The 13,260-nt window shown below is 56.8% G+C and carries 14 protein-coding genes; 4 read left to right on the forward strand and 10 right to left on the reverse strand.

Annotated features, from left to right (window positions below):
* Nucleotides 1-32: 32 nt before the first annotated feature.
* From CDH48_RS02990 to rho, 3 genes are all read right to left on the reverse strand, one after another.
* Nucleotides 33-1,037 carry a 2Fe-2S iron-sulfur cluster-binding protein gene (locus tag CDH48_RS02990; protein WP_100687250.1) on the reverse strand — a complete coding sequence of 335 codons (1,005 nt, stop codon included), beginning with the start codon at nucleotides 1,035-1,037 and terminating at the stop codon, nucleotides 33-35.
* A 1-nt stretch (nucleotide 1,038) separates the two neighbouring features.
* Entirely contained in the window at nucleotides 1,039-2,526 is a 1,488-nt protein-coding gene (ubiD, locus tag CDH48_RS02995) for a 4-hydroxy-3-polyprenylbenzoate decarboxylase (protein ID WP_100687251.1), read from the reverse strand.
* A gap of 407 nt (nucleotides 2,527-2,933) precedes the next feature.
* Nucleotides 2,934-4,196, reverse strand: coding sequence for a transcription termination factor Rho (gene rho / locus CDH48_RS03000; protein WP_100687252.1), 1,263 nt, complete (start codon nucleotides 4,194-4,196; stop codon nucleotides 2,934-2,936).
* A 364-nt stretch (nucleotides 4,197-4,560) separates the two neighbouring features.
* Between rho and moaB the strand changes: the two genes are divergently transcribed.
* The 4 genes from moaB to CDH48_RS03020 are packed head-to-tail and all read left to right on the forward strand — an operon-like array spanning nucleotide 4,561 to nucleotide 7,080.
* Nucleotides 4,561-5,133 (forward strand): molybdenum cofactor biosynthesis protein B, encoded by a 573-nt coding sequence (moaB, locus tag CDH48_RS03005; protein WP_100687253.1) that lies wholly within the window; start codon nucleotides 4,561-4,563, stop codon nucleotides 5,131-5,133.
* A 22-nt stretch (nucleotides 5,134-5,155) separates the two neighbouring features.
* Nucleotides 5,156-6,367 carry a molybdopterin molybdotransferase MoeA gene (locus CDH48_RS03010; RefSeq protein ID WP_100687254.1) on the forward strand — a complete coding sequence of 404 codons (1,212 nt, stop codon included), beginning with the start codon at nucleotides 5,156-5,158 and terminating at the stop codon, nucleotides 6,365-6,367.
* A 1-nt stretch (nucleotide 6,368) separates the two neighbouring features.
* Entirely contained in the window at nucleotides 6,369-6,629 is a 261-nt protein-coding gene (moaD, locus tag CDH48_RS03015) for a molybdopterin converting factor subunit 1 (RefSeq protein ID WP_100687255.1), read from the forward strand.
* Between the two features lies 1 nt (nucleotide 6,630).
* The gene (locus tag CDH48_RS03020) at nucleotides 6,631-7,080 is read left to right on the forward strand and encodes a molybdenum cofactor biosynthesis protein MoaE (RefSeq protein WP_100687256.1); all 450 of its coding nucleotides are present in this window, start codon (nucleotides 6,631-6,633) and stop codon (nucleotides 7,078-7,080) included.
* A gap of 15 nt (nucleotides 7,081-7,095) precedes the next feature.
* Here the strand turns inward: CDH48_RS03020 and CDH48_RS03025 are convergent, their stop codons facing one another.
* The 7 genes from CDH48_RS03025 to CDH48_RS03050 all read right to left on the reverse strand — a co-directional run bounded on the left by CDH48_RS03025 (nucleotide 7,096) and on the right by CDH48_RS03050 (nucleotide 13,170).
* Nucleotides 7,096-7,335 (reverse strand): sulfurtransferase TusA family protein, encoded by a 240-nt coding sequence (locus CDH48_RS03025; protein ID WP_100687257.1) that lies wholly within the window; start codon nucleotides 7,333-7,335, stop codon nucleotides 7,096-7,098.
* Complete coding sequence (locus tag CDH48_RS19550; RefSeq protein WP_264754759.1) at nucleotides 7,328-7,456, reverse strand: hypothetical protein; 129 nt, start codon at nucleotides 7,454-7,456, stop codon at nucleotides 7,328-7,330. The genes CDH48_RS03025 and CDH48_RS19550 overlap by 8 nt, the downstream gene beginning before the upstream one ends.
* Nucleotides 7,453-8,625: a formate dehydrogenase subunit gamma gene (locus CDH48_RS03030; protein WP_100687258.1), complete on the reverse strand. Its 1,173-nt coding sequence runs from the start codon at nucleotides 8,623-8,625 to the stop codon at nucleotides 7,453-7,455. Before CDH48_RS03030 ends, CDH48_RS19550 begins: the two co-directional genes overlap by 4 nt.
* Nucleotides 8,626-8,725: 100 nt before the next feature.
* Nucleotides 8,726-9,334: a formate dehydrogenase FDH3 subunit beta gene (gene fdh3B, locus CDH48_RS03035; RefSeq protein WP_100687259.1), complete on the reverse strand. Its 609-nt coding sequence runs from the start codon at nucleotides 9,332-9,334 to the stop codon at nucleotides 8,726-8,728.
* Nucleotides 9,335-9,349: 15 nt separating this feature from the next.
* A complete protein-coding gene (locus CDH48_RS03040) occupies nucleotides 9,350-12,235 on the reverse strand; it encodes a molybdopterin-dependent oxidoreductase (protein ID WP_100687260.1) in 2,886 nt (961 codons plus the stop codon).
* Nucleotides 12,236-12,325: 90 nt separating this feature from the next.
* Entirely contained in the window at nucleotides 12,326-12,517 is a 192-nt protein-coding gene (locus CDH48_RS03045; protein WP_100687261.1) for a twin-arginine translocation signal domain-containing protein, read from the reverse strand.
* A gap of 41 nt (nucleotides 12,518-12,558) precedes the next feature.
* Complete coding sequence (locus CDH48_RS03050) at nucleotides 12,559-13,170, reverse strand: TorD/DmsD family molecular chaperone (RefSeq protein ID WP_100687262.1); 612 nt, start codon at nucleotides 13,168-13,170, stop codon at nucleotides 12,559-12,561.
* Between the last annotated feature and the right edge of the window lie 90 nt (nucleotides 13,171-13,260).

Raw genomic sequence — 13,260 nt, forward strand, 5'->3', positions numbered from 1 at the left:
TCACGGCCCGAACCGAACCGGCGGCAGCGCCATCAGCTCCGGGGCGCATACTCCAGCACATCGGAAAAAAATGCGTCCTGGGGCAGCCCGGCGTCCATCAGGGCATCCATCAGCGTATAAACCATGGCTGGCGAGCCGCTGGCGTGCACTTCCACGTTGCTCCAGTCCATGCCTGAGGCCAGCACTGCGCGCACCAGCTGGTCGTGGTGCCCGCTCCAGTCGTTGTCTTCATCGTCGCCAATGACCGGCTGAAATGTAAACTCCGGCCAGTCCTGCTGCCATTGCCGGGCCAGGGACCTCAGGTACATATCTTCATGGCGGCGCACTCCCCAGAACAGCTTTACCGGCTGCGAGTAGTCTGTTCCGCGCAAATAATCCACCAGGCTTTTCATCTGTGCGAAACCGGTGCCGGCCGCCACCAGCAACAAGGGCTTTTCCGGGGCGCTGGCAAGGCAGGCTTTACCATGGGGCAGCTCAAGATTGACGGCCTCCCCGGAGGTTAAGGCACTGATCACCTTTTGCGCAGATACCCACTGTGGCGATGCCTGAATGTGCAGTTCAATGTTCTGCTCGGACGGGCTGCTGGCGATGGAAAAATAACAGGGCTCAGCATCCGGCAGATTCACCGACAGATACTGGCCAGCGTGAAAGGACAGCTCCCGCCGCCGTGGCAACTGGAGCTCCACCCGATACACATCGTGGCTGATCCGGCGCACGTCCACGACGTTCGCCTGAAACTTTCGGGGCTGGTTGTTTCCTGCTGCCATAACGGCGCCATTCTCCAGTTCAAGATGATCGAGCGCTGCAGTCCTGCACATCATCAACCGCGCACCGACCGGTATCGTTTGTTGGTTTCGGGTGTTCAAAGCGGAACCCCTGAGAAGCCGGGCTTCACAAAGTTCGCACACGCCATTTCTGCACGCGGACGGAACCGCAACCCCGGCACGGGCAGCAGCACTCAGCAAATCCGAGTCCGCTGCTGCGGTGTAGCAGATTCCTGATGGTTTCAGGCGCACACGCCACTGCTTGATGTCCATATCACTCGGGGCGGGCGGGCAGGGTTTCAATGCCCAGGCTGTCCCAGAGCTCGTCCACTCGCTGCTTTACTGCATCGGTCATGGCGATGGGCTCGCCCCACTCCCGATCTGTTTCGCCGGGCCATTTATTGGTGGCGTCCATCCCCATCTTGGAGCCCAGACCGGAAACCGGTGAGGCAAAGTCCAGATAGTCTATGGGGGTGTTCTCCACCAGCATGGTGTCACGGGCGGGATCCATCCGGGTGGTAATGGCCCAGATTACATCCTCCCAGTTGCGGGCGTTCACGTCGTCGTCGGTCACGATGACAAACTTGGTATACATGAACTGTCGTAGAAACGACCATACGCCCATCATTACCCGTTTGGCATGGCCGGGATACTGCTTTTTCATGGTCACCACTGCAAGGCGATAGGAACAGCCTTCGGGAGGCAGGTAGAAATCCACAATTTCCGGGAACTGTTTCTGCAGAATGGGAATGAACACTTCGTTCAGCGCAACACCCAGTATGGCCGGTTCATCCGGCGGCCTGCCGGTATAGGTGCTGTGATAAATCGGATTTTTACGGTGGGTAATGCGCTCAACGGTGAACACAGGGAACTCGTCCACTTCGTTGTAGTAACCGGTGTGATCGCCAAAGGGGCCTTCCGGCGCTTTGTCGTCGGGGTAAATAAAACCCTCCAGAACAATCTCGGCGCTGGCCGGCACCTGCAGATCACTGAGGGCACACTGCACCAGTTCGGTACGGCTGCCCCGCAGCAAGCCGGCAAAGGCGTACTCGGAAAGCGAATCAGGCACGGGGGTTACGGCACCCAGAATCGTAGCCGGGTCCGCGCCCAGAGCCACGGCTACCGGGTAGGGTTTACCGGGGTTCTGTTTCTGGAACTCCTGAAAATCCAGCGCCCCACCGCGATGGCTTAACCAGCGCATGATCAGCCGGTTCCGGCCAATCACCTGCTGCCGGTATATCCCGAGATTCTGCCTTTCTTTATGGGGCCCGCGGGTAATCACCAGCGGCCAGGTCACCAAAGGCCCGGCATCCCCTGGCCAGCAGTGCTGCACGGGTATCTGGTACAGATCGACCTGGTCTTTTTCGATGGTCACTTCCTGGCACGGCGCCGACCGGAGCACTTTCGGGCTCATGCGCATCACTTGCCGGAACAGCGGCAGTTTTTCGATGGCGTCCCTGAAACCCTTGGGAGGATCCGGTTCCTTGAGAAACGCCAGCAGCTTGCCAATGTCCCGGAGTGCGGTTACGTCCTCATGCCCCATGCCCAGCGCAACTCTTCGGGTTGTGCCAAAGAGGTTGGCAAGCACGGGCATGTCGTAGCCTTTGGGGTTTTCAAACAACAACGCAGGGCCGCCTGCCCGCAGTGTGCGGTCGCAGATTTCGGTCATTTCCAGATGGGGGTCTACTTCCACTGAGATGCGTTTCAGCTCGCCCAGCTTTTCCAACTGGTCAATGAAGTCCCGCAGATCGTTGTATTTCATCGTTGGCTCCGGTCAGTTCCGGCAATGTACGTGGGTTCGAATAGATTGGTTCTGAATTGAGTGCAAGAACAGGATGGGGGACGCCTTGCCCAGACACGCCGTAAACCCATCCCTGGGGGCTCGGCATTGCCATCCCTGGCAATGCACGGTCTGGGCAAGGCGTCCCCCACCCTGTTCATCTGATCACCAGTTAACTCAAAGCCAAAACCAACAAAGCTAAACTGAAATCAGTATAAGTGCGCGCACCAAATTTGATCGGCAGTACCGGGGGCACCCTCCCCGGACTGTGTCTTGCCAGGGATGGCAAGACCAAGCCTACATGGACGTATTCACGGCGTGTCCGGGGAGGGTGTCCCCGGTACTGCCAGCCCCACAACCCCCGAGGCGCAAAACCAGAGCGCCGGCAATTACCGGCGCTTCATCGACTGGAAGAACTCGTCGTTGGTCTTGGTGTCTTTGAGCTTGTCCAGCAGGAACTCGATGGCGGCGGTGTCGTCGTCCATGGAGTGCAGCAGCTTGCGCAGAATCCATATACGCTGGATATCCGCCTCGCTCATCAGCAGATCTTCACGGCGTGTGCCGGAGCTGCGGATGTTGATGGCCGGATAAACACGCTTCTCGGCAATCTTGCGGTCCAGGTGAATTTCCATGTTACCTGTGCCCTTGAACTCCTCGTAGATCACTTCATCCATTTTGGAACCCGTGTTCACCAGGGCCGTTGCAAGGATTGTCAGGCTGCCGCCCTCTTCCACATTACGGGCCGCGCCGAAGAAACGCTTGGGTTTTTCCAGTGCGTGGGCGTCCACACCACCGGTCAGTACCTTGCCGGATGACGGAATCACCGTGTTATAGGCCCGGGCCAGGCGGGTGATGGAATCCAGCAGTATAACCACATCTTTTTTGTGCTCAACCAGGCGCTTGGCTTTTTCGATGACCATTTCCGCAACCTGCACGTGGCGCGCAGGTGGCTCATCAAAGGTGGAGGCAATCACTTCGCCGCGCACGGTGCGCTGCATTTCCGTGACTTCTTCCGGGCGCTCGTCGATCAGCAACACCATTACGTAGCATTCAGGGTTGTTGCGGGTGATCGACTGGGCAATGCTCTGCATCAACAGGGTTTTACCAGCCTTGGGTGGCGATACAATCAGGCCGCGCTGGCCCTTGCCGATAGGTGCAACCAGGTCCAGCACCCGGGAAGACAGGTCTTCGGTACTGCCATTGCCGGCTTCCAGCTGCAGGCGCTCATCCGGGAACAGTGGTGTCAGGTTTTCAAACAGGATTTTGTTACGGGCGTTGTCCGGCTTGTCGAAGTTGATCTCGGAAACTTTCAGCAAGGCAAAATAGCGCTCCCCGTCTTTGGGTGGGCGGATTTTGCCGGCAACGGTATCGCCGGTGCGCAGGTTGAAGCGGCGGATCTGGCTGGGGGAGACGTAAATATCGTCCGGGCCGGCCAGGTAGGAAGCGTCGGCAGAGCGGAGGAAGCCGAAACCATCCTGCAGAATCTCCAATACACCATCGCCGTAGATGTCTTCGCCACTTTTTGCATGCTTCTTCAGAATGGTGAAGATGACATCCTGTTTGCGCGAGCGTGCAAGGTTATCGAGGCCCATCTCTTGCGCGATTTCGAGCAATTCGGGCATGGAATTCTGCTTGAGTTCAGTAAGATTCATAAGTTATTAGATTTTCAGGAATGGAAGTAAACGGATATTGGAGTGACAGGGTAGTCCCTGAACCTTTTTTCAAATCGTTGTCAAAACAGATGCTGGCCAGATGGAGCAACCGGTGCGGATAAAATCCGGAATAAATAACTGAAGCCAGTAGAGTGGGCACACCCGTTTGCAGGGCAGGACTGATAATCTGCTACCTTGCCGGCCTATGTCAAGCCCGGAGACCAAATTAACGTCAAATTTTGAACTCAACAGCGTTCACACGGGTGTTCAGGCTCCCCCTGATGGGTTACTCCCTTCCATTCCCTGCCACTGAAAGGGATACTGGTAGCCAAAATTTTTCCTGTGATTTTCGGAGCGGATTCCCATGAGCAGTGAACTCACCAGCAAACTCAAACCCCTCAACGTCGCGATTCTTACGGTCTCCGATACCCGCGGGTTTGATGAAGATTCTTCCGGTCAGTTTCTTGAAGACAGTGTTGTTGAAGCCGGGCACAAACTGATTTCAAGGCGCATACTGCCAGATGACATTTATCTGGTGCGGGCGGCCATGTCGTACTGGATCGCGGATCCGGACGTTCATGTGGTGCTCATTACCGGCGGCACCGGCTTTTACGAGCGCGACAGTACCCCGGAAGCGGTTGCCCCGCTGCTGGATAAACGTATCGAAGGATTTGGCGAGGAATTCCGGCGTCTTTCGGCATCTGAAATCGGCTCCTCCACGATTCAGTCCAGAGCTTTTGGCGGCCTTGCCAATCATACGGCTATTTTCTGCCTGCCGGGTTCCACCGGGGCCTGCCGCACCGGCTGGAATGGTATTCTGAGCAGCCAGCTAGACAGTCGTCACGGCCCCTGCAACTTTTCAGGCCTGGTCGGCCGCAAGCCGGAGCGGGCTATGGAGCGCCTTCAGCAGGTTATTGGCAAACGCGCCACACGCTAATTCTGAATAGGGAGAGTAAACCATGGCAGCCAATCTGACGCCGGTTGATGAGGCTATCGCTCACCTTTTGAGCAAAGCGCCGGTGATTACAGAAACCGAGCCTTTACCCCTTACAGAAAGCCTGGGCCGGATACTGGCACGGGATTATCAGGTGCCGGCGGATGTACCGCCGGCGGATAACAGTGCGGTAGATGGCTACGCCCTGCGGGCTGAAGATTATGTGCAAGGCCAAGCGCTTTCGATATCTGACCGAATCCCGGCTGGCTCTGCGCCGAGCCCGCTGCAATCGGGCACAGCTGTGCGCATCTTCACCGGTTCCGAGATTCCGGCCGGTGCTGACACGGTTATCATGCAGGAGCGCGTGGAGGTTACAGATAACGGCATCCTCATCAACGGCGAAGTAAAGGCTGGCCAGAACATACGCAGGCGCGGCCAGGATCTTGCTGAAGGCAGCCTGGCCCTGCCAAAGGGCACAAAAATACGGCCCCAGGAAATGGGCCTTCTGGCGTCTATTGGTGTATCCGAAGTTGCTGTGGTGAAAAAACTGAGGGTGGCCATTCTGTCAACGGGTGACGAGCTGGTGGAGCCTGGCGTTCCGCTGGGGCCAGGCCAGATCTACAACTCCAACCGGTTCACCCTGCTGGGTCTGCTGGCAGAGGCAGGCTGCGAGGCAGTGCTGTGTGAGACTCTGAAGGATACGCGATCTGCCACCCGGGAAACCTTTGAACGCGCAGCTGAGGTGGCAGATCTTGTTATCACCAGCGGCGGTGTTTCTGTGGGTGAAGAAGACCACGTACGAGCCGTGCTGGAAGAGTCCGGCCAGCTGTCGCTGTGGCGCATGGCAATCAAACCCGGCAAACCGCTGGCTTTTGGCGCAATCAAGGGTACACCGGTATTCGGCCTGCCAGGCAATCCGGCTTCCGTATTGGTGACCTTTATGGTTGTGGTGATGCCTTACATCCGTACTCGCCAGGGGCGACTGCGTATTCATCCTGTGGGCCAGCAAGTGCCTGCCGCTCTTAATGTTACGTCACCTTCGACACGCAGGGAATTCCTGCGTGCACGCACGGAATCGGTTGACGGCAAAATTCAGGTGACCGCTTATACAAACCAGAGCTCTGGCGTATTGAGTTCTGCCTGCTGGTCCGACGGACTTGCTGTGGTTCCGGAAAACGCGATGATTGCAGAGGGAGATCTGCTGACTTATTACCCATTCACTGAACTGTTGAGCTGACATGACTGACCAGACCCTGACTGTTCGTTTTTTTGCCCGCCTCCGGGAAGAGCTGGGCACGGAAGAACTCACACTGCCGGCAGACAAGGATCAGACCGCTGGCGACCTGCTTGCAGCGCTGGCCAGCCGCGGCGGCCCCTGGGCACAACTGCAAGGCAACCAGCCGGTGATGATTGCGATCAATCAGGCTATGGCAAAGCCCGGGGCACCAGTGAAGGCAGGGGATGAAGTGGCATTTTTCCCCCCGGTAACAGGAGGCTAGGATGATCAGCATTCAGACTGAAGATTTTGATTGCGCTGCCGAGTATGCCGCTCTGCGGGACAGCGGTGCCGGTACCGGCGCTATTGCCACATTCACAGGCCTGGTTCGCGATAGCGGCGATAAGCAGGATGTGTCGGGCCTGTTTCTCGAGCATTATCCGGGCATGACAGAGCAGGTGATTGCCGGGTTGATCGAGGAGGCGTCGCAGCGCTGGGATGTGCGTAAAGCGCGGGTGATTCATCGGATTGGCCGATTACAATTGCAGGAGCAAATCGTATTCGTGGGTGTGTGCAGCGCCCATCGTGGAGATGCATTTGCAGCTTGCGAATTTATTATGGACGCTTTGAAGACGTCCGCGCCCTTCTGGAAGAAAGAGCTCTCTGAGGCCGGGGAGCATTGGGTAGAGCAGAAGGCTTCAGATGTTGCCCGGGGCGAGGCCTGGGGCAAGTAGCCCCAAACGCCACGTTTAGGCCAGGCGGATACCGTAGCGCATAACGCCCTCGCCTTCTTCCCGGACCCATTCAATCCTGTGCCCGGCTATTTCACACAGCGCCTGCAAATCCTTACGGGCCGTGGGATCATCCGCCAGGAATTCAACCTGTGCCCCGCCGGGCAGACCCTGAATGCGCTTTTTAAACCGCAAAACCGGGAGGGGGCACACCAAACCGATCGCATCGATTTGATGTGCTTCTGAGTGCTCAGTCAAGGCGCACGCTCGTTGCGCTGCTGCCTTGTTCGGCTGATGACCATCCGAACTGACCCAGAATCACCGGGGCGGCGGTGGCAATCAGCAGGGCAGCGACAAATGCAGAAATCATAACTTTCACGAAACGTCTCCTTTGCCTTGCCTGGCCTCCACCTCGGCAACCCACAGATCGTGGTGCTGGCGCGCCCATTCCACATCAACCTGGCCGCTACCCATGGCATCAAACGCGCCTTCCATACCAACGGTACCAATATAAATGTGGGCAATAATGGCAAGCATCATGACAAACGCCACAATCGAGTGCCAGATGTTGGCATACTGCATCTCTTCATGGGGTGTCAGAGCCGTAGCCAGTTCGGTTCCAAAAACACTGTTTATGACGCTGAATGTCTCGGCAAACATGGGCATTTGAAACGGGAACAGCAGCGACAAACCGGACAGAGAGACCGAGAAACCCAACACCATAACGGTCCAGAAAACGATCTTCTGGCCGGCATTGAATTTCTTTGCGGAAGGATGGGAATTGGTAAAAATACCGCCCCCTGCCTTGAGCCACTGCCAATCCAGTTTGTCAGGAATGTTGTGTGCTACCCACATAAAAAACGTCATCACCAGGCCGAGCATAAAAGACCAGGAAATGTTGTTGTGAACCCACTTGGAGCCGGCTGCCAGAGTTGCAAAGGCATCGGGCCCCATCACGGGGATCAGGAAACTTCGCCCCATCAGGGTAATAAGTCCGGTTATACCCAGCGCAATAAACGAGCCGGCCAACAGCCAGTGGCCAAATCGTTCGATGGCTTTGAATCGCTGAATCGTGGTGCCTGAAGGGCCGCCATCGATCATGATTTTGCCGCGAATAAGGTAAAACACCACCAGCAGGGCGATGAAACCCAAAAGCGCACCACCGCCATAGGTGATGATCGGCCCCTCGCGCAGCTTATACCAGCTCATGCCTCCATCCTGGATCAGAACGTCGGCCGCAGGCCCGCGAGCCTGGGTGTTGGCATCAAACTCGTTATAGCGAATGGAGCGGTAGGTGTCGGAGAGAGAGACTCCGCCGCGCGTACCCAGGTGATCGGTGATCGGCGCCGCATTGGCCGGATCACCCAGATTTTCAGACCGGAACGCGTCGTCAACCTTCAGCTTCTGCTGACGAGCCATAATGTCTTCCAGGGTTTGAGCGCCCCCGGTAGCCGAGCGGTCAACCCCCGGGCTCTCTTGTGCCCAGGCATGATTGAGCGAGAGCGTCACCAGTACCAGAAAGGCGGCGCCCAATAATTTTTTATTCATCAGAGCACTCCAGCGGAATCCACAAGAAGAAGTTCGTTGCCTCAAGGCGGTACAGGGCCCCGAGGGGCCCTGAACACTCAGGTCAGTTTATGCACCCTTTTTAAGCACCCTTCTTCTCATAAGCTGTGCCCCACCCCCAGGCGCCGGAACCGAAACCACGGCTCACCACACGCTGGCGATAGATGTCCGCCACCTCGTTGCCGTCACCAGCCAGCAAGGCTTTGGTCGAGCACATTTCCGCGCAGAGGGGAAGTTTACCCTCGGCAATACGGTTGCTTCCGTACTTGGCGAACTCGGCTGCCGAGTTATCTTCTTCAGGGCCACCTGCACAGAAGGTGCATTTGTCCATCTTGCCCCGGCTGCCAAAATTGCCCGCTTGCGGGAATTGCGGCGCACCGAACGGGCAAGCGTAGAAGCAGTACCCACAACCGATACACAGGTCCTTGGAGTGCAGAACGATTCCGTCTTTGGTCTGGTAGAAGCAGTCGACCGGGCAGACGGCCATACAAGGCGCGTCTGAGCAGTGCATGCAGGCTACCGAGATCGACCGCTCGCCCGGTTTACCATCTTCGATGGTCACCACACGGCGACGGTTAATACCCCAGGGGACTTCGTTCTCATTCTTACAGGCCGTCACGCAAGCATTGCATTCGATGCAGCGTTCGGCATCGCAAAGGAATTTTGCGCGTGCTTGTCCTTCAAGTGCCATGGTCTACACCTCTTGTTATGCCGGCATGATCGAACACAGGGTGGCTTTGGTCTCTTGCATCTGCGTGACCGAGTCATACCCGTATGTTTGAACAACGTTTGTAGATTCACCCAGAACGTAAGGATCAGAGCCTTTGGGATACTTATCCCTCAGGGATTTACCCTCCAGGTGTCCGCCGAAGTGAAACGGCATGAAAGCTACGCCTTCGCCGACACGTTCGGTCACCATTGCCTTGACCTTGATACGACCGCCTTCCGGTCCGGTTACCCAGACGTCCTTGCCGTCCCGAATGTTCAGGTTATTCGCATCACGCGGATTCACCTCAATGAACATGTCCTGCTGCAATTCGGCCAGCCAGGGATTAGAGCGCGTCTCGTCGCCGCCACCCTCGTACTCCACCAGACGACCGGAGGTCAGAATAATGGGGAAGTCCTTGCTGAAATCCTTCTTCTGAATGGACTCGTACAAGGTCGGAACGCGCCAAAACGTCTTGTCTTCATAGGTCGGATAATCAGCCACCAGGTCACGGCGGTTGGTGTAGAGCGGCTCGCGGTGAACCGGCACCGGATCAGGGAAGTTCCAGACCACGGTACGGGCTTTGGCATTTCCGAAAGGTGCGCATTCGTGCTTGATTGCGACACGCTGGATACCCCCTGAAAGATCCGTCTTCCAGTTGGTCTCGGGACCGGCCACGGCTTCAATGCTGGCGCGTTCCTCGGCGGTCAGGTCACCGTCCCAGCCCAGATCCATCAACATCTGCATGGTGAACTCGGGATAGCCGTCCTTGATATCCGAGTTTTTCGAGTAAACGCCTTCTGCCAGCAGGTTTTCACCGTTGCGCTCGACACCAAACCGGGCACGGAAAGTGAGACCGCCCTTGGACACCGGCAGGGACATATCGTAAAGATTCGGTGTGCCCGGGTGGTTCATTTCTGCCGTGCCCCAACAAGGCCAGGGCAAACCATAGATGTCCCCATCGCAGGGCCCGCCATTTGCACGAAGGGTGGTCCTGTCGAAGTGATGCTGATACTTCATGTGCTTCTTGAGACGCTCAGGCGATTGCCCCGTGTAGCCGATGGTCCACATGCCACGGTTGAATTCACGGGTGATGTCCTCGATTACCGGCTCGTCACCTTCAATGGCAATGTTACGGAACATGCGATCGGTGAACCCGAACTTGTCCGCAAACAGTTTCATGATTTCGTGATCAACCTTCGAATCAAACAGTGGTTCAACCACCTTTTCACGCCACTGGAGCGACCGGTTGGATGCGGTTACCGAGCCACGGGTCTCGAACTGGGTGGTCGTTGGCAGCAGGTAGGCGCCGTCTTTGCGATCGTGCAGCACGGCTGAAACGGTCGGGAACGGATCCACTACAACCAACAGATCCAGTTTTTCCATAGCCTCCTTCATTTCAAGCATACGGGTCTGGGAGTTTGGCGCGTGGCCCCAGAGCACCATGGCCCGGGTGTTGTCCGGCTGCTCGAGGTTTTCCTTGGCTTCCAGAACACCGTCGATCCAGCGCGACACCGGGATGCCCTTCTCGTTCATCATGGCTCTGGATTTGCCGTTTTTGTCCCACACGGCAAACCGGCCCTTCATCCATTCCGGATCTTCCTCCCAGACTCGCATCCAGTGGGCCCAGGCACCAGCGCTCAGGCCGTAATAGCCAGGCAGGGTGTCGGCCAGTACACCAACATCGGTGGCGCCCTGAACGTTATCGTGACCACGGAAAATGTTGGTGCCGCCGCCAGAAACGCCCATGTTGCCCAGTGCCAGTTGCAGAATGCAGTAGGCGCGCGTGTTGTTGTTGCCGTTGCTGTGCTGGGTACCACCCATACACCAGATCACCGTACCAGGGCGGTTATTCGCCAGGGTGCGGGCAACACGCTCAAGCTGAGCGCCCGGCGTACCGGTTACGCGCTCGACCTCTTCCGGATTCCAGCGTTTTACTTCTTTACGGATTTCATCCATACCCCACACACGGGTGCGGATAAATTCCCTGTCTTCCCATTTGTTCTCGAAGATGTGCCAGAGAAGGCCCCACACCAGCGCAACGTCTGTGCCCGGGCGGAAACGAACGAACTCATCGGCGTGGGCTGCGGTGCGCGTGAAACGCGGATCACAGACGATCAGTGGTGCGTTGTTTTCTTCTTTGGCTTTCAGAATATGCAGGAGCGACACCGGGTGCGCTTCGGCGGGGTTGCCTCCGATCAGGAAGATCGCCCTGGACTTGTGGATGTCGTTGTAGGAGTTGGTCATCGCACCGTAGCCCCAGGTGTTGGCTACGCCGGCGACTGTTGTCGAGTGGCAGATCCGGGCCTGGTGATCGACGTTATTGGTACCCCAGTACGCCGCGAACTTGCGGAAAAGATAAGCCTGCTCATTGTTGAACTTGGCACTGCCCAGCCAATAGACTGAATCAGGTCCGCTTTCCTCGCGGATCTGGAGCATCTTGTCGCCAATTTCGTTGATGGCCTGATCCCAGGGAATCTTCTGCCACTGGCCGTTGACCATTTTCATGGGCGACTTGAGACGACGTTCGCCGTGGGCATGCTCGCGCACTGAAGCACCCTTGGCGCAGTGAGCACCCAAATTGAAAGGGCTGTCCCAGCCCGGCTCCTGGCCAATCCATACGCCATTCTGAACTTCGGCTTCGACGGTACAGCCTACCGAGCAATGCGTACATACCGATTTTTTGCGGACGACTTCGCCGCCACCAGTTGACGGGACCGCAGCTTCGACCCGCCCCGATGTCAGCGATAAAGCCGCCATGCCACCCACTGCAACACCGGAAGCCGTCAAAAATTGACGGCGATCCATGGTTTTCGCAGCGAGAGATGAAAGCAAAGAGCCTGCACGGGGGCCTTTCGCTACCCCGTTGGTCTTCTTCCTTAACATGTCTCTTACCTCTCTCGTTATTATTCTCGTTTTTTCCGGAGGTGTGGTCACCCAAGAGCATCACGCAACCTTGAATGATTCACGCTTCCCTCAAAAGCGAGCCGACTCGAAATACTTACGTGTGTGTTCAGTGTCACGCAGGCCGCGGCTTTTCGGTACGTTTTGTGTGACGACCTCGGCTGCGGCGTTCGGTGCAACCGCCATTGCAACAGCAGCCGGAGCTGCCGCTACTGCCATTTGCAAGAAACGGCGACGGCTGTTTTCACGCTTCGGGTTGTCCATAGGACACCTCCCCATGGGTTAAGGAATCATTCAGATCCCGGTTACTGAATTGCAAAGGCATCTGCCTCTACAGCCATGAAAGCCCGCCCCAGCGAGCCCACCGGGCCATAGAAGATGGCGCTTTGCGCTTCTTCCAAATCGGTAAAAAACAATGCCGCCCACTTTGCCAGATGCGCATCAAAAAAGGCTTTTTGCGACGACAGGTCATTGCTACAGGGAAATTCCCCGGTAATGATGCCAGCCATGATTTCACACAGGGTGCCGATGTGGTCCTCCGGTTCTTTGACATCGCTGCGGGCCTTTATGCCCCTGGCCATAAGATCGTTGCGCAGCTCCGCAAGTGGCTTCTCGTTCAAAAAACCGGTGAGGTAATAGCTGGTGTACGGCAGCAGCTCGCCACGACCGAGGCCAACAAACAAGTTGTTGTACTCGCGCTCGGCCTCATGGGGATTGGTGCGTTCCGCTAGCACTGCCAGGTTTTTGGAGGCCGCGCCCAGAGGGGTGTCGTCACCCTGCAAAGATGCCAGGCCTTTCAACAGTTCGCTCGACGGCGGGCCGGAAAGCAGGACGCCCAGAAGCTGATAGATCTGGGCCCGGGCGCGATCTTCTTCGGTGACCGAACGCGGGCACTGAATTTCCGCAGTGGTATTCAAATCGTATTCCTTTAATTATTATTTACAGTCTTGCCTACCATTCTAGTACACACACAGAAATAGTGGAGAAACTTTGCTATCCGCCGATAA

It is taken from the genome of Marinobacter aromaticivorans, assembly GCF_002806975.1.
Taxonomy (GTDB): domain Bacteria; phylum Pseudomonadota; class Gammaproteobacteria; order Pseudomonadales; family Oleiphilaceae; genus Marinobacter; species Marinobacter aromaticivorans.